Origin of the sequence: Delftia sp. GW456-R20 (assembly GCF_001622915.1) — a bacterium.
Lineage (GTDB): Bacteria > Pseudomonadota > Gammaproteobacteria > Burkholderiales > Burkholderiaceae_C > Comamonas > Comamonas acidovorans.
In genome coordinates, this window is sequence record NZ_LWCN01000003.1 from 413,016 (window position 1) to 432,210 (window position 19,195).

Below are 19,195 nucleotides of genomic sequence, written 5' to 3' on the forward strand. Positions count from 1 at the left end.
ATGCCGGACTTTGTCAATCAGAGCGCCCCGCGCAACACGAAGAATGCAAGTCTGGAAATTGGGAATGGTGGCCGGTGCCGCAGCGCTGGCCCTGGCGGGTTGTGGTGGCAGCGATGGCGATAGGGCAGATGGGGGAACGAACAGCCAGGCCGTGGCCTTCATGGCCGATGTGCACTTCCAGGACGTGTACGGCGACCTCAAGAACAGCAGCTTCAAGGGCGTTCCCACGGCCAATGGCATGTTCGCCACCATCCGCACCATGTATGCGCAGCTGACTTCCACGCGGCTGTTCAACGAGAACTACTTCGCCTTCCGCGCCGCACTGGACGATTCGCTGGCCAAGGGCGTGAAGCTGGTGGCCTTTCCCGGCGACTTCTCCGACGACGGCCAGCCGCTGAACGTGAACGGCTTTCGCGCCGTGCTGGCCGAGTACGAGAAAAAGGGCATGCGCTTTTTCATCGCGCCCGGCAACCATGACCCTGTCGCCCCCTACGACGATGACGAAAAGGGCAAGGACGACTTCATGGCCGCCAACGGCAGCACGGTCAAGGTCTACGCCAAGAACTACCAGGGCTGCCTGAACGCCGAAGCCAACGTGGTCTGTACCGACCAGTTGATGGAGCAAGGCTATGCCTCGCTGCTGCGCGACCTGGCCCCCTACGGCCTGATGCCCAATGAGAAGGACGTGTACTGGGAGACCCCCTACAGCACCTACGCGCAGGACAAGTACAGCTATGCCGAGGCCGCCAGACAGGCCCAGCTGGGCCAGCGCAGCTACGAGATCTGCAAGGAAGGCGAAGGCGGCAAATTCAAGCAGGCCGGCTACACCAATTGCACCAGCATTGCCGATGTGAGCTACCTGGTCGAGCCCGTCAAGGGCCTGTGGCTGCTGTCGGTGGACGCCAACGTCTTCGTGCCGGACAAGCTGGACCCCGCCAAGCCCAACTCGCCCAAGGGCTTCACCGGCGCCGGCAATGCAGGCTGGAACAAGATGACCACGCACAAGAAGAGCGTGATGGCGTGGATCGAATCGGTGAGCGCGCGCGCCAAGGCCCAGGGCAAGCAGCTGGTGGCCTTCTCGCACTACCCGACCATGGACTTCTACGCCAACCAGACCGACGCCATCAAGGCCGCCTTCAAGCCCGGCGCCTTCCAGACGGCGCGCGTGCCCGAGCAGGCCACGGCCGAGGCGGTGGCCGCCACGGGCCTGCCGCTGCACATCGGCGGCCATATGCACTTCAACGGCACCAACGACTACCTGAGCAAGAGCGGCAAGTACCTGGTGAACGTGCAGTCGCCGTCGCTGGCCGTCTACGGCGCAGCCTACAAGATCGTGCGCTTCGACACGCCGCGCAAGGTGGACGTGCAGACCGTGGCGCTGAACAACGTGCCGCGCTTCAACGAGCTCTTTCCGCTGTACGAGATGGAATGGAAGTACGTGGAAGGCAGCAGCAAGCCCGAGGACGCCAAGCGCCGCTGGGACAAGGCCATTCTGTCCAGCACCAGCTATGGCGACTTCACCAGCCGCTACTTCGGCGAGCTGTCGCGCCTGCGCTTCCTGGACGAGTACTGGGCCTGCGACATGAAGGACCTGGTCAGCCAGCTCAACCTGCAGCAGATGCTGACCATGGCCCAGCTGGATACCAAGGTCACCTACGCCCAGCTCGCCGGCCTCGCCGCGCAAGGCGTTGCCGTGCCGTTCAAGCCCAGCGCCGGCTGCCTGCAAGGCAGCCCCGTGGCCGGCAATGCCGCGCAGTGGGCCGCCGACTGGAGCGTGGCCGAGAACGCCGCCCGCGCCAAGGCCCAGGCCGCGGGCGTGGACTTCAACGCGCTGGCCAAGGTGTCGGCCTATACCTTCTACGGCGACTTCCACCGCACCGTCTACGCGGGCGGCCTGTCGCTGAACGACATGGGCAAGCAGCGCGTGGAGCAGTACCGCCTGCTGATGAGCGCCTTCCCTGCCCTGACCTCGGCGCCCCAGAAAACGGGCGACAAGCTGGCCGACAGCACGCCCGTGGGCCAGCCATTCCAGTACAGCTTCAAGCAGGTGTTCTCCATCCTCAAGGGCCTGGGCTCGGGCAAGCCCAGCGACCATTTCTCGGTGGACTTCGACGCCAGGACGCTGCGCGCGGAAGGCAGTGACAGCCTGAAGTTCTGACAAACAAGGCGCGGCCTGTACAGCGCTGATCTGTGCCAAGGGGTGCCCTGCCCCTTCGTGCAGGTCAGCGCTTTCTTGCATTTGCACAGGCATGACTACACGGCTTCCGATCTTTCCTACACCCGGATTTCACGGCGCGCCACACACTTGCTGCATTCCTCCCGCAACCCCTAAAGACCGGCGGCATCGGCCCGACCCGCCACCCGCCGGATCAGGAGTTCTCCCCATGAAGCAGCTCATTCCCATGGCAGGGTCCCATCACCGTTCGTATGTCCCCATGCAGATGGGCCAGCCCATCAGCGATGGCAACTACACCCAGCAGCAGACCAAGGCCAACCAGCGACAGATAGGCCAGCCCTTGCCGCAAAAGCAGCAGCAATGAGGGCGATGCCGCGCCTGTAAGGCCGGCCACGTCAATCCAGGCCTGGACCACTCTCCTCCTCTTGCACAAGCCCCCGCAAGCCCTGCCCGCCAGCGTTTGTGGGGGCTTGTTGTCCTTGGGCCCCGCGCCGCCCAGGCCCAGGGTGCAAGCAGTATGGTTACATATGCAACAACGGGTTGCGCACCTACGTGCCCCCCTCGCGCAACGCATACCATCGCCGCCCAACAACTCAGAAAGGCGGAGGGTATGCAAGAAAATTCTCTCGAATGTTTCCTTTATCACAGCCAGCTGGCCCCAGGGGCTGACACCACATGCATCGCGGCGATCATCAAGGCGGCGCGCACCTTCAACTGGTCGGCCGGGATCACGGGCATGCTGGTTTTCGACGGTGAACGCTTCTTCCAGTATGTCGAAGGGCCGCCAGAGCAATTGGCGCTGCTGGTGGAGTCCATCTCGCGCGATGAAAGACACATCAACTTCACGCCCCTGTTTCCGCAGGCACGCCTTGATCAAAGGCGTTTTGCCAAGTGGTCCATGGCCTATGTGATTGTGGAAGACACGGAGCCGCTGGGCACCATCTCGGAGCTTCAAGGTCCAGGCGCACTGGAAAAACTGCAGGAGCTTTTACCGCTGCTGGACGCCCAGTAATCCCTTTGACCCCAAAGGCGCGGCAGTTTTATAGTATGGGTTCACTGAGGCAGGAAATCGATGCTTACCCGTTGGACTACCGAATCCGAGAAAGAGCAACTGCTCGGACTGCAGACCGCTGAAATCCTGGACCTGAATGCCAGAAAGGAATTCCAGCGCATCACCGAGCTCACCAGCCGCATGTTCATGGCTCCAATTGCCATCATCACGGTTCTGGACGAGCACAGGCAATGGTTCAAGGCACCGGTGGGTGTGGATATGGATGGCAGCCTGCGCACGGATGCCTTCTGTGACCACACCATCAGAAACGAAGGAATCATGGTGATTCCCGATACGCACCTGGACAGCAGATTTTCAGAAAATCCCCTGGTCACCCATAAGCCCAATATCAGGTTCTATGCAGGTGTGCCTTTGATAATGGAATCCGGCCACGCCATCGGCAGCCTGTGCATCATCGATACCCAGCCCAGGACATTCTCCGAAGAGCAAGGCCAGCAACTGCAAGCCATGGCCGCCATCGTTCAGGCTCAACTTCACTACCATCACAGAATTGGCAAAATAAACGAAGTCACGGGCCTGCCAAATCGCACGCAACTCAAGCTGGACCTGAAGAGCCTTTGCATTCTGGCCCCGGGATCGGCACGCGGTCTGGTATTGATGGAGGTGCTCAACCACGCCAGCCTGCTGGAAATGAGCAATGCGCTGGGCTTGAACTATGTCGAGCAGCTCATGCGCGACATTGCCAAGGCAGTCACGGACATGACGGGGCCGCACGCAACCGTCTACCACGTGGGCCTGGCCAGGTTTGCCTGGGTGATCAGCGCCGGCAGGCAAGAAGATGAGGAGGCATTGGTCAACCAATTGCTGGAGTACCTGCAAAAACCCATCACCAGCGCCGATCTGCGGTTCGAACTTCAACCCAGGGCAGGCGTGGTGCGGTTCTACCTGAACCAGGACGAGGTGGACGATGTCATTCGCAAGGCGATGGTGTGCGTGCAGCAGGCCGGGTACAACGCTCGATCGTTTCACCGCTATGAGGAGAATGAGGACAGTCTCCAGCAGCGATCCTATCGGCTCCTGCGGGACTTCGGACATGCGCTGGGCAATGGGCAGCTGCGGCTGGTGTACCAGCCCAAATTCGACAACCACAGTTTCAGCTGCAAGGGGCTGGAGGCCCTCATACGCTGGAAGCATCCACAAATGGGAGAAATCCCGCCCAGCGAATTCATCCCTCTGGTTGAAGCCACGCCGTTGATCCACAGCCTGACACGGTTCGTGATCAAAACGGCGCTGGCGCAGGTGGCGGCCTGGAAAGCCGAGAAACTCGATCTTCAGGTCTCCATCAACATCTCTCCGCGCAATCTGGACGAGGTCGATTTTCCGGACTACCTGAACGCCATGTGCAACCAGCACGGCGTTCCGCTGAAAAACATCGTGATCGAGTGCACAGAAAGCGATGTGCTGACAGGCCATGGCACGGTTCAGGCGCTTCAACAGATCAGGAAACTCGGCATCAAGGTTGCACTGGATGATTTTGGCGCCGCATATTCCAATCTTGCATCGCTCAAGAATCTGCCTGCCGAGATATTGAAGATAGACCGGTCCATGGTCTGCGACATCGATACCAATGACCGGGCCCTGTCCGTATTGAAATCCATCATGACCATGGCCTCGGATCTTGGCTATCGCCTGGTGGCGGAGGGCGTTGACAGCGCCGAAGTCTTTGATTTACTGGTTTCCCTGGGTTTCGATGAAATACAGGGCTACTATTTCAGCAGGCCCATTGAAGCGTCGGAAATCAGGAAATTCGTTGAAGAGCGCAATCGGTACGCCAACGGAAAATAGCGGCAGCCACGAAGATACGAATCATTTCCAGAGAGCCGCATGCCGATGGGGGCATAGGCCCCGATCACGCCCTGCGCTCCTAGAATCACGCATCCCTTGGGGAGTAGCCTGCTTGCAACCTGCAAGCGCCTGCGTCAACACACTCGGCATCCTGCATGCTGTGGCGCAGGCATCCGTTCTTCGGTTGGCGAGACCATCGGCATTTCACCGCGACACAGGTCACAAGGTCGGGCAGCGGTGAAGTGCCGTTGTGCGCTTGCCCGGCCGTGAAGAACCCCTCCCAGATGAACGCCGCATCCATCCTGCTCCTGGCCTTTGCCATGTCCACCGACGCCTTTGCCGCCGCCGTGGGCAAGGGCTCCGCCCTGCTCAAACCCCGCTGGTCCGAAGCCCTGCGCACAGGCGCCATCTTCGGCGTCATCGAAGCCCTGACGCCGCTGGCCGGCTGGGCGCTGGGCTATGCGGCTTCCGACTATGTCAAGGCATGGGACCACTGGATTGCCTTCGTGCTGCTGCTGGTGCTGGGCGGCCGCATGCTGCTGGGCGCCCTCAAGGCCGCTGACGGCGAAGAAGAGGCCAAGCCCGCCCGGCACGGCTTCTGGCTGCTGGTGGCCACCGGATTCGCCACCAGCATCGACGCCATGGCCGTGGGCGTGGGCCTGGCCTTCCTGGATGTGAGCATCACCACCGTGGCCCTGGCCATCGGCTTTGCCACCTTCGCCATGGTGACCCTGGGCGTCATGGTCGGCCGCCTGCTGGGCAGCATTGCGGGCCGCTGGGCGGAGGCTGTTGGCGGTGTGCTGCTGATCGGCATCGGCTCGGTGATTCTGTATGAGCATCTGAGCGCCATCTGATTGGGGGCCTGCACCCCGCCAGCGCACGGTTGCGGGAGCTTGTAGGCAGGCTCCTCGCCGCGCCGCTCGATTGGCTGACAGGCCTTTGCTTGCTTTTCCGATCTCCGTGCGCTTGGGCAGCGCTCCTAATGAGGGCTTCAAATTTTGTTTTCCAGGAGTTCTCTATGACAGGTCACAAGACGCTGAAGATGGGTTTGATCGCTGCCGCACTGATCGCAGGTGCAGCCTCCACCAGCTGGGCCCAGCCCGTGGCGGGCACCACCACGCTGGGCGTGGCGGCCACTGAAGTCCAGGCCGTGGCCACCGGCTGGAGCCTGAAGAAGTCCGTGCTGGGCAAGAGCGTCTACAACGAGGAAGGCAAGGCCGTGGGCAAAATCGACGATGTGATCGTCGCACCCGACAAGGCCGTGTCGTACGCCATCATCGGCGCAGGCGGCTTCCTGGGCATGGGCAAGCATGACGTGGCCATTCCCGTGAACCAGTTCCGCGTGGAAAACAACAAGATCACCCTGCCCGGCGCCACCAAGGACGCGCTGAAGGCACTGCCCAAGTTCGAATACGCGAAGAAGTAAGCCAGGCGCGCCCTGTCGCCTCATTCACAAGTTTCACAAGCCCTGCACTGCAGGGCTTTTTCGTGGGCGCGTGGCTGGCAGCAAGGCGATCATCCAGGGTGGCCGTGGAAGGCAATATGATCGCGGCGGATCAGATTCATACAAAAAATCCACGAGCAAATGAAAATACTCTTCGCCGCTTCATTGGGAATATCGTTGGCCATTCAGGCATCGCCCTGCTTTGCGGACAACAGCAATGGGAAGCAGCTCTATTCATCGAGATGCGCCATGTGCCACGGGGCAGACGCCAGAGGCACGGGCCCGCTGGCCAACAAGAGCAACCCTCCCACGCCCGACCTGACGACCGCCGCCTTCAGAAAAAGGCTGCATGATTATCCGGGCGTGATTGTCTCGTCCGTCATTCTTCGCCCGAATGGAGATTTGATTCCCAGGACCTTGCGGGAAAACGGCGTGAAAGTACCGCCCCATGCCTGGACGGTGAAGGATTTTCGTGACCTGAATGAGTATTTCAGTGGCCTGATCACGAAGAAATAAATTCAAATTGCGATTTCCTGCCTGCGCACATGCTCGCGCACTGCATCGACCAGGATGCGCGCAAGGCGGTCCACGGGCTCCGGGGCATCCAGCGCGGCGCGGCCCAGGATCAGGTCCATGGACGGCAGGGCCGGCAAGCCAAGGGCCTGTGCATCCAGCGGCCTGACGTGGGCGGGCAGGCCGAACGGCGTGCGCACGGACAGGCCCAGGCCGGCCGCCGTGGCAGCCCAGACGGCGGTCAGGCTGGCGCTGTTGAAGGCGTGCCGCCAGGCCAGGCCCTTTTTGTCCAGGGCGGCCGTCACGATGTCCCGCAGGGGGCAAGGCGCCTCAAGCATGGCCAGGGGCAGCGCCTCATCGCCCTGCGCCCCGCCGTTGAGGCCGCGCGCCCAGCCGGCCTCGGCCGCATCCAGCGATGCCGGGCCAATCCACTGAAGCGGCAGCCGCATGATGTGCTCGCCATGCACGCAGGCATGGTTCATGCCCACATCCCAGAGCAGCGCCAGGTCGAACTGGCCCAGGGCCATGCGTTCGCGCAGTTCATCGCTGCGGGCCACGCTGGCCTCGATGCGCACGTGCGGGTGGGCACGTGCGAACTGCCCCAGCACATGGGGCAGCACGCTTTCGCCCAGGTCTTCCTGCAGGCCCAGGCGCACCAGGCCGCGCAGCTCGCTGCCGCGCACGGCCGCCACGGCGCGGTCGTTGAGTTCCAGCAGGCGCAGCGCGTAGCCGCGCAAGGTTTCCCCCGCCTCCGTCAGCACCAGCCCCCGGCCGGACTTGCGCAGCAAGGGCGTGCCGCATTGGGATTCCAGCTTCTTGAGCTGGGCACTGACGGCCGATGTGGAGCGGCCCAGCCGGTCCGCCGCCCGGGCAAAGCTGCCCAGTTCGACGCCGGTGCAAAAAGTGCGCAGCACATCCAGGTCATAGAGAACGCGTGTCATTGCCAAGCCCCCGATCGTGCTGAAAAAATGGATTGTAGATACGAAATTATGTGATTTTCAGGATGGTTGAGGCCCAACATACTGCCGCCCATGACCTCCTCTTCTCCTGCACCCGGCGCCGATCCGGGCCCCCTCCTGCCCTTGCCCTGCCCGCCCCGTCACCGATGGAAGGTGCTGGCGGCAGGCGTCATCGCCAATGCCGCGTTTTCCGTGGCTTTCAGCGGGATTCCCATGACGGCCATCCTCATGCGTTCGGGCTACCAGCTGGACACCCGGACGCTGGGCCTGGCGCTGGGGCTGATGGGCCTGGGCATTGCGCTCAGTGAATTGCCCTGGGGATTGCTGACGGACCGCTGGGGTGACCGGCCGGTGCTGCTGCTCGGCCTGTGCGGCACGGCCGTGGCCCTGGCGGCCATGGCGCTATGGGCTTCGCCATCGCCGGCCCATATCCCGCCGTTTGGCTTGCTGGCTGGCGGCCTGGTGCTGGTGGGGCTGCTGGGCGGCAGCGTGAACGGCGCCAGCGGCCGGGCAGTCATGGGCTGGTTTGCCGAAGGCGAGCGCGGCCTGGCCATGAGCATCCGCCAGACCGCCGTGCCGCTGGGTGGCGCCATCGGCGCGCCCCTGCTGACCGGCCTGGCCACGCATGCAGGCTTTGCCGCCGTCTATGGCGTGCTGGCTGCGCTGTGCCTTGGGGCTGCCGCATTCGCCGCGCTGTGGATTCAGGAGCCGCCGCAGTCACCGCTTCGAAGCAAGGCCGCCGCGCCGGACCGCACCGCAACCACCACGCCCGGCCCATTGCGCGATCTGCAGGCCTGGCGCATGGCCGCCGGCATCGGCATCCTGTGCGCCCCGCAGTTCGCCGTGCTGTCCTTCGGTACGGTGTTCCTGCATGACCATGCCCAGTTGGGGCTGGGCGCGGCGGCGGCCCTCATGTCGGTCGTGCAACTGGTTTCCATGGCCTTGCGGATCTGGAGCGGCCGCTGGACCGACAGGCACCGGAACAGGCCTGCCTTTCTGCGCGCCTGCTGCCAGCTCACCCTGGCGCTGTTCGCGGGCCTTGCGGTCCTGAGCTGGGCCGGCCACCCGGCCGGGTCTGCCGCGATGGGTGTGGCTCTCATGGTGATGCTGGGCATCTGCGGCATCTGCGTGTCCGCCTGGCATGGCGTGGCCTACACGCAGCTGGCCGGGCTGGCCGGCGCAGCCCGCGCAGGCACGGCGCTGGGCATGGCCAATACCTCCGTGTTCGCGGTCTGCTTTCTGGTGCCTCTGGCCATACCGCATCTGCTGTCGGCCCAGGGCTGGGGGCTGGTCTGGGCCTGTGCGGCGGCCTGCGCGGGCTGGGCCATGCAGCTGTTTGCACGGGCCGGTGCCATTCGCAATGCCAAGGCCGCGAAGACCCCCCAATTGCCCGAGAATGTTGGCTGTCTTCCCCCACCGACCTCCCCCCGATCATGACCATCGCCCACTGGCTTGTTTTCTGCGGCGTCTCGCTGTTGATGTGCTTCACCCCCGGCCCCGCCGTGTTGCTGGCCATCTCCAACTCGGTGGACGTGGGCGCAAGGCGAACGGCACTGAGCTCGCTGGGCAGCTCGGTCGGCATCTTTGTGGTGTCCGGGCTGGCGATGATCGGCATGGGGACCATCCTCGCCATGTCGGCCCATGCATTTCTGGTCATGAAGGTGGCGGGCGCCATGTACCTGATCTGGCTGGGCGTCAAGCGCTGGCGCAGCAAGGACGGCTTGCTGGGCAGCGATGCGGGCCTGGCCCCCACCCAGCGGCGCGAGCGCAGGAACTGGCAACTGGTGGCCCAGGGCATGGGCGTGTCGCTGACCAATCCCAAGGCCATCCTGTTCTTCTCTGCGCTGTTTCCCCAGTTTGTCGTCCCGGGCGAGCCGCTGCTCACGCAGTACCTGGTGCTGACCACCACCTTCGCGGTCTGTGCCCTGATCTCGCACGCCTGCTACGTGCTGCTCATCTCCCTGATCAAGGGCCACCTGGTGGCACACGCCAAGCTGTTCAACCGCATCGTGGGCGGCACCTTCATCGCGCTGGGCGTGGGACTGCTCAGGACACGGCACAAGCTGGGCTGAGTGCGTGCGCAGCCCTTGCTCGCAATTGCTCGCAAGGGCTGGCCCGCTGCTACTCACCCTCTTCGAACAAAACAGCGGCGTAGTCCATTGCGCCGTGCAGGATGTGAAGAATGATGGTCCGCTCTTCTTGCTCGGCCACGCGGTAGAAGATCAGATAGTTGCCATGCACGCGCCGACGAATGCCCTGGCCTTCATACCGGGGTACCAGCGGAGAAGCGAATGGCCTGCGTGCCAGGGCTTCGCACTTGTCACGCAACTCCTGCACGAATGACAGTGCGCGGCGCGGATTGTCCTGAGCTATGTAGTCAGCGATGTGCTCCAGGTCGCATTCCGCATTGCCCGTGAATTCAACAATCATGCGGACTGGTTGTTCTTTTCGGCCTGTTCGGCCATTGCGCGGTATTTGGCTTCCAGTCTGTCGAACACAGCGTCAGCTGGCTTGGTGCGCCCCGCGTCCGCATCAGCCAATCCGCGCCTGATGGACGCGTCAAGCGCAGTCAGCCTGGTTTCCCTGTCCTGCACCAGCCGAACCCCCTCACGCAACACTTCGCTCTTGGATCCGTACCGCCCGGTGTCTACAAGCTGCTGGACATAGCCTTCGAGTTGCTTGCCCAAATCTGCAGAAATCATGCTGCGCCCTCCTCGTGGGGTTTGAAACTGCAACACAGCCTAGCGCATTTATCAACAGTTATCAAATCAATGCATTGCTGCCGATGTGCCATACCAGCCCTGAAACGCTGCGTATGCAAGCCCGCCCCCAGCGCCGGCCCGCCCGCCCGCCCCGCCCACGAAGGGCGGGCGGCGCGGCCGCAGATGCCAGGCTCAGTTCGCCCGCGCATCCCTCACCACGAAATGCTCCACATGCGGTGCCTGCGCAAAGTATGGGCCGATGATGGCGCGCCACTGCGCGAAGGCGGGTGACTCGCGAAAGCCCACGGTGTGGTCTTCCAGGGTCTCCCAGTTCACCTGCAGCACGTAGCGGCCGGGCGTTTCCATGCAGGCAAGAATGCTGTGCCCACGGTATCCACCGGCCTTGGACAGCACGTCGGCCACGGCCTGGGTCAGGGCCTGGCCGAATTCCTCGTGCCTGGCGGGATCGACCCTCAGTTCGGCAATTTCAACAATCATGGATATCTCCTGGAGAGGCGGCTCGATGTCGGCGCGGGAGGCGGCCGGGGGCATCGCTCCTGGTTGAGAGACTGGATGCGCGCAGGGGCTGCGCGCATCCGGAGACTTGGAATATTGCAGAACTTGAGGATTCCTGCCCAGGGGGTGCGCGCCCCGGGCAGGCGCCTTACTGCCCGGCCTGCTCAGGGATCAGCAGCAGCTTGCCCACGCTCTGGCCCGATTCCATGCGCCGGTGCGCCTGCGCGGCCTCGGCCAGCGGGTAGGTGCTGTCGATCACCGGGCGGATGGTGCCGGCCGCCAGCGCGGGCAGCCAGCGCTGGGCGAAGCGCTGGACCATGGCCTGCTTGACTTCGGGCGGGCGCGACTTCATCACCGTGCCGAAGATCCGCAGGTGCTTGTACAGCAGCACATCCATGGGCACGGCCGCCGCCAGCGCGCCGCCCAGCAGGCCCACGCAGACCATGCGCCCGCCCATGCCCAGCGAGCGCATATTGCGCTCCAGGTAGGGGGCGCCAATGAAATCGACCACCACATCCACGCCCTTGCCGCCCGTCCTGTCGGCCACCACGGCCTGGAAATCTTCGCTGCGGTAGTCGATGAACACGTCGGCGCCAAGGCCCGTGACGGCGTCCCGCTTGTCGCCGCTGGCCGTGGCAAACACGCGCGCGCCGGCCGCATGCGCCAGTTGCACGGCCGCCGAGCCCACGCCGCTGCCCGCCGCGTGGATCAGCACCGATTCGCCGGGCTGCAGGCTGGCCAGGTGGAACAGCGCCTCATGCGCGGTGACGAAGACTTCAGCCACCGCGCCGGCGTCGGTCAGCGACAGGCTCTCGGGCACATGCATGGCCATGCGGTGGTCGATGCGCGACAGCTCGGCATAGGCGCCGCCGCCCACGATGCCCATGACGCGGTCGCCCACGGCAAAGCCCTGCACCTGCGCGCCCACCTCCACCACGGTGCCGGCGATCTCCAGGCCCATGAGGTCGGATTCGCCAAAGTGGGCACGGCCATAGGCGCCCTTGCGGTGGGATACATCGGCACGGTTCACGCCAATCGCGGCGTTGCGCACCAGAAGGTCATGGGGCCGGACTACGGGCCGGGCCACGTCGCGGGCCACGAGCACTTCGGGGCCGCCGAAGTCGTCGAAAACAATGGCTTGCATGCTTGTGCTGTCTTTCATTGCGCAATGAGTATTCAAAAAAGGATTGAAGGTTCGATACCCAAAGCTTACGACTGCTCCAGGCCGCTCAAACGCAGCGATTTCGCTCTACAGTGCTGCAAATCTGCATCACCAAAACCGCCATGAACTGGGATGACACCCGCATCTTCCTCGCGCTGACGCGCACGCCCTCCCTGCGCGCCGCCGCGCGCAGCCTGGGCGTGGACCAGGCCACCGTGGGCCGGCGCCTGAACGCGCTGGAGGCCGAGCTGGGCAGCAAGCTGTTTTTGCGCGCCAGGGATGGCTACCTGCTCACCGCCGCCGGCGAGGCCGCGCTGGGCGCCGCGCGGCGCATGGAAGGCGCGGCGCTGGACCTGCGCACGCGCATCGAGGGGCTGGACGACAGCCCGGCCGGCCTGGTGCGCGTGACCAGCACCGACTCGATCGCCACCGAATTCCTGCTGCCCGCCATAGAGCGCCTGCAGCAGCGCTGGCCCGGCATCCGCGTGGATCTGGAGGTGTCCACGCACATGCTGAACCTGGGTCGCCGCCAGGCCGATATCGCGTTTCGCAACGTTCGCCCCGAGGCACCCGAGCTGGTGGTGCGCCGCGTGGTCGCCTGGCCCGTGGGACTGTTTGCGAGCGCCGCCTACGTGGCGCGCTTTGGCCAGCCGTCGGCAGAGGACGAGTTGCGCGGCCACCACCTCGTGGTCTATGGCCCCTTTCTGGAACAGCGGCCCGTTCCCACCATGGTCGATGTGCCCGCACGCCAGGCCCGGATTGCCATGGCCGCCAACTCCAGCCTGCTGGTGCGCAAGGCCGTGGCGGCCGGCATCGGCCTGGGCGAAATGCCCGTGAGCATGGGCGAGCGCGAAGGCCTGCTGCGCATCTGGCCCCAGCGCCAGCGCTCGGACGACTACGAGGTCTGGCAGGTCATGCACCCCGACCTGCAGCGCACGACCCGGGTGCGCGTCACGGCCGAGTTCCTGGCCCAGGCGCTGGGCCAGACGATCAGCCCTGCTCCAGCAGCACCCGGATGAGGAGGTGCGGCTGCAGCGGCTTTTCCAGATAGTGGTCAAAGCCTGCCTGCAGCGCCTGGGTGCGGTCCTGCTCCCGGGCAAAGGCGCTGAGCGCCACGATCTTCACCTGTCTTGTTCCGCCAAAGTGCGCGGCCTCCGCTTCGCGCAGGGCCTTGACCAGCTGGAACCCGTCCTTTCCCGGCAGCCCTATGTCGCTGACGATGAGGCTGGGCCACTGCGCCTGGACCAGGGCCATGGCCTGGTCGAAGTTCTCGGCACTCCTGACGGAGGCGCCCTGGTCGGTCAGCACCACTTTCAGCATTTCGCTGGTGTCCGCATTGTCTTCAACGATGACGATGTCCTTGCCTTTCAGGGATTCGCCATTTTCAAGATGCACATTCATCGGGTCGGCCTGGGAGGCGCTTGCCTCGTGCAGCGGAATCTCCACCCGCATGGTGACGCCACGGCCCACGCCTTCGCTGTGGGCACGCACGGTGCCCCCATGCAGCTCCACCAGGTGCTTGACGATGGACAGCCCCAATCCCAGGCCGGAATGGCCACGGGTGGCGGGGGCCGAGGCCTGCGAGAAGCGCTCGAAGACATGGGGAAGGAATTCAGGCGCGATGCCCACGCCCTCGTCCGCCACGCTCATCACCAAGCTTTCGTCACTGATTTCAAGGCCCACCTTCACCACGCTGCGCGCATTGGAGAACTTGATGGCGTTGGAGACCAGGTTCCACAGGATTTGCTGGAATCGCGTGACATCGATCCACGCCATGATTTCATCGGACGGCGCCTCGAACTGCAGGGTGATGTTCTTGTCGGCGGCGTTGTCGCGCAACGGCTCCAGGCTTTGCACGGCCAATGAGCAGACATTGACCTCCTCGCGGTGCAGATTGAGTTTTCCCGTCGTCAGGCGCGAGATATCCAGAATGTCCGCAATGATGCGGCTTTGTGCCTTCACGCCTTTCTCGATGGCATCTATGCCCTTCTTGAGCATGGCCTCGCTGAGGTTGGCGCGCTTGAGCAAATGCGTGCCCCCGTTGAGCAGGGACAGCGGCGTGCGCAGTTCATGCGAGAGCACGGCGACAAAATCATCCTTGGTGCGGCTGATGCGCTCTGCGGCCACGCGCGCCGCCTGCTCCTGCTCCAGCATCTGCTGGCGCTGCCTCTCGAACTCCAGGGACTCCGTCAGGTCCTGGGCCACGGCCAGGCGGATGCCGGGCTCGATGGGATCGGAGAACTTCCAGGAGATCAGGCGCTCCTGCCCGTCTGCCGGGAGGATGGGGAACTCGCCGCGCCAGGACTTTTCGGGGTCTTCGGCCAATTGCTGCGCAGCTTTTTCCCGAACGGCCTGCGGAACAAAGCCCGTCAGCGGCTTGCCCGCCAGGTCGTCAATGCCGCGCTGCAGCAGTGCCTGCGCCTGGGAGTTGGCATCGCTGATCAGGCCGCCGGCGCTGACCAGCATCATGGCCGCCGGCGCCTGGTCATAGATGGCGCGAAAGCGTGACTCGCTGCGGCGCAGCCCGTCTTCCGCCAGGCGTGCGCGGATCAGGGCATGCAGCGTGGCAATCAGCAGCTGCGGCTCCACGGGGTGCACCATGTAGGCGTCGGCCCCTGCGTTGAGGCCCGCCACCTGGTGATTGCTTTTCACATACTCGGCCGACAGGTGCACCACGGGAATCAGGCTGGTGTGCCGCGCACCGCGGATGGTGCGGCATACGTCAAAGCCCGAGATATCGGGCAAGTGCACATCCAGCACCACGGCTGCCACGCCGGTCTCCGACAGGGCAATGGCCTTTTCCCCGGTTTCCGCCTCGACCGTCTGGAATCCAGCCGCCCTGATGACCCGTGCCGTGGAGTAGCGCGTGGCAGGGTTGTCGTCAACGACAAGAATGGTGTGCAGGCTTCGGTCGAATGAGGGAAGAATCATTCCAGTCGTGTTCTTGGGCATGATGTTCCTGTTGTTTTTGATGGGATGAAGACCGGCTTGGCCGTATCAGGCCTTCAGATCCTTGGTATCGACCGGAAGATGCGCGGGAACGATCACGGAAAAAGTCGAGCCTTCGCCCAGGGCGCTTTGCACTTCCACCCAGCCTCCCAGAAGCTGTGCCAGCTGCTTGGACAGGGCCAGGCCCAGGCCCGTGCCCCGCAGGCGCTTCTGGATGGGTGAGTCGACCTGGGTGAAGTCATTGAAAATCGCGTCGTGGAATTCCGAGGCGATGCCTATGCCGGTATCCGCCACCGAGAATTTCACCAGCATGTCCCCCACCAGTTCTGCCGACACCTTGATCTCACCCTGCGGCGTGAATTTCAGCGCATTGGAGATGAAGTTTCTGAGGATCTGCGAGAGCTTGCGGTTGTCGGTGTAGAAGCGCGGCAGATCACCGGGCTCTTCGAACACCAGGCTCAACTCCACGTTGTCCGCCATGGCCTTGAACATGCCGCGCAAGGCGGCAAACAAATCCATCATCTCGAACCAGCCCGGCGAGATTTCCAGGCGGCCCGCCTCGATCTTGGCCAGGTCGAGCAGGTCGTTGACCATCTCGGAAAACTCGGCGGCGGTTTCCTGGATGAAGCCGACCTGCCGGGTCTGCTCGGTGGTGAGCGGTCCATCCACATGGTCCAGCAGCAGGCGCGCGTTGCTGCGGATGGCGCCTATGGGCGTGCGGAACTCATGGCTCATGTAGGAGAGGAAATGGCTCTTGAGCTCGGTGGCCTTGCGCAGCTTCTCGGCCTGCACATCCAGCTCGCCGTAGAGCGCGACCACGCCGCGATTGGTCTCGTCCAGCTCCTCGCGCAAGGACCTGATCTCGGCGCGGCACAGTTCCAGTTCAGCTTTGAGATCGTCTTCGTTCATTGCGCTTCCTCGGCCTTGAGGACGACCACGGTGGCGTCATCCCTGCTGCGGGTGTTGTGCCAGAGAAGGCAGGCGGCCAACAGGCCGGGGTCCCTGCCCAGCAGGCCCGCATAGTCCTCATGCTTCCAGCGGGCAGACACGCCGTCGGAGTGCAGTACCAGAACGCCATGGTCAAGGCTGGAGCAGTCGGCCACCCTGGGCCGCGAGATCTGTACACCTGCCGTGCCGTGCTGGCTGCTCAGGGAAAGGCTGGCCACGCCATTGAAAAGCCTGCCACTGATGTTTCCCGCACCGCAGCTGTGCACGGCCTGTGCGCCGAAGCGCACCGCCAACAGGGCCGCCCCGCGCGTGCCGCGCAGCGCTGCATGGGCCTGGGCCACGAACTCGTCCAGCGGCATGGCGGCATCGGCACCGCCGTTCCGGTTCTCGTTCCCGTTCCCATTCCAGTTCTGCGACGCAAAGACATCGACCGCCGCACGGGCCGCCTCGCCCGCCAGCGGTCCATGGCCCAGGCCGTCGACCACCAGCACCTCGGCCAGCCCCACGCCTGACCTGACCGCCCAGGCGTCGCCGCTGATGGTCTCGGGCGCAACGGCCAGGCAAACGGCGCCCATGCGCAGCGACAGTGCCGACGGCGCCCTGCGGCCTTCGCGCAGCCGCGCCAGACTCACCGTGCCGGTGGCTTCGGAGACGACAAAGAAGTCGTCGGCCACCCTGGAGATGGCCCCCAGGCCCGTGCCCGGCGAGCCCGAGCCGGTGCTCACCCCGTCCTGCATGGCGGTGGCGATGTCCTCGATGCCCGGGCCGCGATCGACACAGATGATTTCGATGTCATGCAGGGGCGGCCGCGCGGCTATCCAGATTTCAGCATCCCGCGCATGCCGCACCAGGTTGGTGGCCAGCTCGGTCGCCACCAGCCCCGAACGGCCCATGTCCTCGTCGCCCCAGCCCATGTCGGAGGCCAGTGCAACCACATGGCGCCTGACCTCGCCCACACGGCTCGCATCGCCTATTGGAAATGAACGATGGGTCCAGCCCCGGATTACTTCCACTTGGTGATACTCACTCGTGTGCCCTGGCCCAGCTCGGTTTCTATCTTGAAATCATTCACCAGCCGCTTGCTTCCCGGCAGGCCCAGGCCCATTCCCATGCCGGTGGTGAAACCATCGGTCATGGCCATTTTCAGGTCCTTGATTCCAGGCCCTGTGTCTTCAAAAATCAATTGCAAGGCCTGTTTTCCATTGACTTCGATGATGGCCCAGTTCATGTGGCCACCTTTTCCATGAATCAGCGTATTGCGGGACAGCTCGCTTGCAGCGGTAATCATCTTTGTCTGATCGACCAGCGAGAACTTCAGCATCTGGCAAAGCGAGCGCACCGTTTGGCGCGTGGCAACAATCTGCTGCTCGTTTTGTAACGGCATTTGGCCGCTGCGATCATGTTCCAAGGGTGGCTCCCGACTGCTGGGCCCGCAAAAGGGCCATTCCCCTCTCGACGGTCATCGCCGTCCTGACCCCGCCAAGGGACAGGCCCAACTCCACCAGGGTGATTGCAACGGCAGGCTGCATGCCCACCACGACGGTGGCGGCAGACAGGATGCGGGCAATGCCCGAGATGGTCACCAGCATGCGCCCGACGAAGGAGTCCACCACCTCCAGCGCCGAGATATCGATCATGACGCCGCTGGCGCCCGTGCTCGCGATGCGCTCGGCCAGGTCGTCCTGGAGCGCCAGCGCCGTCTGGTCCTGCATGTCGATCTGGATGGAAACCAGCAGCACATCGCCCATGCGCAGGATTGGAATGCGGTCCATGGATGGCTCACTCCTGTGTCTGGCGGGTGATGCGCCAGCCGGTCTTGCCCATGGCCAGCTTGAGCGCCTCGGCCAGCGTGGCCTTGGTGGTGATGTCGCGCATGTCGATGCCCAGGTGCACGATGGTCTGGGCAATCTGGGGCCGGATGCCGCTGATGATGCAGTCCGCGCCCATCAGGCGAATGGCCGTCACGGTGCGCAGCAGGTGCTGGGCCACCAGCGTGTCCACCGTGGGCACGCCGGTGATGTCGATGATGGCCAGCTCCGACTCGGTCGACACCAGGCTTTGCAGCAAGGACTCCATCACCACCTGGGTGCGGTTGCTGTCCAGCGTGCCGATCAGCGGAATGGCCAGCACCCCCTCCCACAGCTTGACGACGGGGGTGGACAGCTCCAGCAGCTCTTCCTGCTGGCGGATGATGATCTCCTCGCGTGCCTGCTGGAAGCTGCTGACCGTGTGCTGGGCCATGTTGTCCACCAGCACGGTGGCCCTCCAGATTTCCTGGATGGCCGCAGCAGGATCGCCCGACAGCCCGCGCTGGATGTGTGCGAACAGCGGCTTTTTCAGCGACAGGATGAACTGGCTGGTTTCACCGGCACGCTGGCCCTGGGCGGCGCGGGTGCGGGACAGCTCGGCCAGCAGGCGCCGCGCGGGATTCCAGCCCTCGTCCGAAAACCTTTGCGGATCGGCGCCGGAAGCGAAGGCGCCCACAATGGCGTTGATAATCCCGCGCGCATCTTTTTCAGCATTCTTCCCGAGCGTGGAATCACCCACGCTGGCCTGGGCCATCCAATCATGGATCAAGGCATCAATATCATTTTGGAGTGTTTGCTGGATAATTCCGGTCATAGATATTTGCTGGATTTCAAATAAATTATTCGTTGAGGCTGCCAGAGAACTGCATTGGTAAAAATACAGCTGGCGTGCCAACCATATTTTCTGCAGATTATTTACTGACACCCTCGCCACGAGAGACACATTTTGTAATATCAAATAGCATCTTCCTGTAAGGGTTTTTCGACAGATGCATGTCCGCCAAGCCGCGACCTGGTCAGCAAGCCCCCGGTACGCAGCCACGGGGGACGCGGGCACGCCGGCTCCGCCCATCCTGGAGGGCGGAACCGGCGCCGGAAGCAGCCCGCAACCCGTGTGCTCACAGGTTTTCTCATCCGTCAAACTGCGCAATGCATGCCCTT

At 63.8% G+C, this 19,195-nt stretch carries 21 protein-coding genes and 1 riboswitch; of the genes, 10 read left to right on the forward strand and 11 right to left on the reverse strand.

Annotation, left to right across the window (positions count from 1 at the left end; translation table 11 throughout):
• Positions 1-43: 43 nt before the first annotated feature.
• The 7 genes from A4F85_RS03185 to A4F85_RS03210 all read left to right on the forward strand — a co-directional run bounded on the left by A4F85_RS03185 (position 44) and on the right by A4F85_RS03210 (position 6,993).
• On the forward strand, positions 44-2,158 hold the full coding sequence (locus tag A4F85_RS03185) for a metallophosphoesterase family protein (RefSeq protein WP_063325635.1): 2,115 nt from the start codon (positions 44-46) through the stop codon (positions 2,156-2,158).
• Between the two features lie 226 nt (positions 2,159-2,384).
• On the forward strand, positions 2,385-2,540 hold the full coding sequence (locus tag A4F85_RS30815) for a hypothetical protein (RefSeq protein ID WP_012206197.1): 156 nt from the start codon (positions 2,385-2,387) through the stop codon (positions 2,538-2,540).
• A gap of 246 nt (positions 2,541-2,786) precedes the next feature.
• Positions 2,787-3,188: a BLUF domain-containing protein gene (locus A4F85_RS03190; protein ID WP_034395786.1), complete on the forward strand. Its 402-nt coding sequence runs from the start codon at positions 2,787-2,789 to the stop codon at positions 3,186-3,188.
• A gap of 60 nt (positions 3,189-3,248) precedes the next feature.
• Positions 3,249-5,033, forward strand: a complete 1,785-nt coding sequence (locus tag A4F85_RS03195; RefSeq protein ID WP_063325636.1) for a putative bifunctional diguanylate cyclase/phosphodiesterase — start codon at positions 3,249-3,251, stop codon at positions 5,031-5,033.
• Positions 5,034-5,119: 86 nt separating this feature from the next.
• Positions 5,120-5,301: riboswitch (yybP-ykoY riboswitch) on the forward strand.
• A 16-nt stretch (positions 5,302-5,317) separates the two neighbouring features.
• Positions 5,318-5,887, forward strand: a complete 570-nt coding sequence (mntP, locus tag A4F85_RS03200) for a manganese efflux pump MntP (protein WP_043824905.1) — start codon at positions 5,318-5,320, stop codon at positions 5,885-5,887.
• 164 nt (positions 5,888-6,051) lie between these two features.
• Complete coding sequence (locus A4F85_RS03205) at positions 6,052-6,459, forward strand: PRC-barrel domain-containing protein (protein WP_034395775.1); 408 nt, start codon at positions 6,052-6,054, stop codon at positions 6,457-6,459.
• Between the two features lie 159 nt (positions 6,460-6,618).
• Entirely contained in the window at positions 6,619-6,993 is a 375-nt protein-coding gene (locus tag A4F85_RS03210; protein ID WP_063325637.1) for a cytochrome c, read from the forward strand.
• Positions 6,994-6,995: 2 nt separating this feature from the next.
• On the opposite strand, the gene A4F85_RS03215 is transcribed toward A4F85_RS03210, so the two are convergent.
• On the reverse strand, positions 6,996-7,931 hold the full coding sequence (locus tag A4F85_RS03215) for a LysR family transcriptional regulator (protein WP_012206203.1): 936 nt from the start codon (positions 7,929-7,931) through the stop codon (positions 6,996-6,998).
• Between the two features lie 90 nt (positions 7,932-8,021).
• Here A4F85_RS03215 and A4F85_RS03220 point away from each other — a divergent pair, with 90 nt between their 5' ends.
• Together A4F85_RS03220 and A4F85_RS03225 are read left to right on the forward strand one after the other, a co-directional pair.
• Positions 8,022-9,386 carry an MFS transporter gene (locus tag A4F85_RS03220; RefSeq protein WP_063325638.1) on the forward strand — a complete coding sequence of 455 codons (1,365 nt, stop codon included), beginning with the start codon at positions 8,022-8,024 and terminating at the stop codon, positions 9,384-9,386.
• A complete protein-coding gene (locus tag A4F85_RS03225) occupies positions 9,383-10,021 on the forward strand; it encodes a LysE family translocator (RefSeq protein WP_063325639.1) in 639 nt (212 codons plus the stop codon). Before A4F85_RS03220 ends, A4F85_RS03225 begins: the two co-directional genes overlap by 4 nt.
• Positions 10,022-10,070: 49 nt before the next feature.
• Here A4F85_RS03225 and A4F85_RS03230 read toward each other — a convergent pair whose 3' ends face one another.
• The 4 genes from A4F85_RS03230 to A4F85_RS03245 form a co-directional block, all read right to left on the reverse strand.
• Entirely contained in the window at positions 10,071-10,379 is a 309-nt protein-coding gene (locus tag A4F85_RS03230) for a type II toxin-antitoxin system RelE/ParE family toxin (protein ID WP_063325640.1), read from the reverse strand.
• Complete coding sequence (locus A4F85_RS03235; protein ID WP_063325641.1) at positions 10,376-10,651, reverse strand: type II toxin-antitoxin system ParD family antitoxin; 276 nt, start codon at positions 10,649-10,651, stop codon at positions 10,376-10,378. The genes A4F85_RS03230 and A4F85_RS03235 overlap by 4 nt, the downstream gene beginning before the upstream one ends.
• A 192-nt stretch (positions 10,652-10,843) precedes the next feature.
• Positions 10,844-11,149 (reverse strand): antibiotic biosynthesis monooxygenase family protein, encoded by a 306-nt coding sequence (locus A4F85_RS03240; RefSeq protein WP_043821188.1) that lies wholly within the window; start codon positions 11,147-11,149, stop codon positions 10,844-10,846.
• Positions 11,150-11,315: 166 nt separating this feature from the next.
• Positions 11,316-12,311, reverse strand: a complete 996-nt coding sequence (locus tag A4F85_RS03245; RefSeq protein WP_156516920.1) for an NAD(P)H-quinone oxidoreductase — start codon at positions 12,309-12,311, stop codon at positions 11,316-11,318.
• 140 nt (positions 12,312-12,451) lie between these two features.
• On the opposite strand from A4F85_RS03245, the gene A4F85_RS03250 reads away from it, so the two are divergent.
• Positions 12,452-13,348, forward strand: a complete 897-nt coding sequence (locus tag A4F85_RS03250) for a LysR family transcriptional regulator (RefSeq protein WP_013801859.1) — start codon at positions 12,452-12,454, stop codon at positions 13,346-13,348.
• On the opposite strand, the gene A4F85_RS03255 is transcribed toward A4F85_RS03250, so the two are convergent.
• From A4F85_RS03255 to A4F85_RS03280, 6 genes are read right to left on the reverse strand one after another with little or no spacing between them, the layout of a single operon-like run.
• The gene (locus A4F85_RS03255) at positions 13,320-15,281 is read right to left on the reverse strand and encodes a hybrid sensor histidine kinase/response regulator (RefSeq protein ID WP_063325643.1); all 1,962 of its coding nucleotides are present in this window, start codon (positions 15,279-15,281) and stop codon (positions 13,320-13,322) included. The two genes, A4F85_RS03250 and A4F85_RS03255, sit on opposite strands and share 29 nt — an antisense overlap.
• 45 nt (positions 15,282-15,326) lie before the next feature.
• On the reverse strand, positions 15,327-16,187 hold the full coding sequence (locus tag A4F85_RS03260) for a sensor histidine kinase (protein WP_012206210.1): 861 nt from the start codon (positions 16,185-16,187) through the stop codon (positions 15,327-15,329).
• Positions 16,184-17,239 carry an ATP-binding protein gene (locus A4F85_RS03265; protein WP_063325644.1) on the reverse strand — a complete coding sequence of 352 codons (1,056 nt, stop codon included), beginning with the start codon at positions 17,237-17,239 and terminating at the stop codon, positions 16,184-16,186. Before A4F85_RS03265 ends, A4F85_RS03260 begins: the two co-directional genes overlap by 4 nt.
• Positions 17,230-17,634 carry an anti-sigma regulatory factor gene (locus A4F85_RS03270; RefSeq protein ID WP_012206212.1) on the reverse strand — a complete coding sequence of 135 codons (405 nt, stop codon included), beginning with the start codon at positions 17,632-17,634 and terminating at the stop codon, positions 17,230-17,232. Before A4F85_RS03270 ends, A4F85_RS03265 begins: the two co-directional genes overlap by 10 nt.
• Positions 17,624-17,998, reverse strand: a complete 375-nt coding sequence (locus tag A4F85_RS03275) for an STAS domain-containing protein (protein WP_012206213.1) — start codon at positions 17,996-17,998, stop codon at positions 17,624-17,626. Before A4F85_RS03275 ends, A4F85_RS03270 begins: the two co-directional genes overlap by 11 nt.
• Before the next feature lie 7 nt (positions 17,999-18,005).
• Positions 18,006-18,848 carry an STAS domain-containing protein gene (locus A4F85_RS03280; protein WP_063325645.1) on the reverse strand — a complete coding sequence of 281 codons (843 nt, stop codon included), beginning with the start codon at positions 18,846-18,848 and terminating at the stop codon, positions 18,006-18,008.
• Positions 18,849-19,195 lie beyond the last annotated feature (347 nt).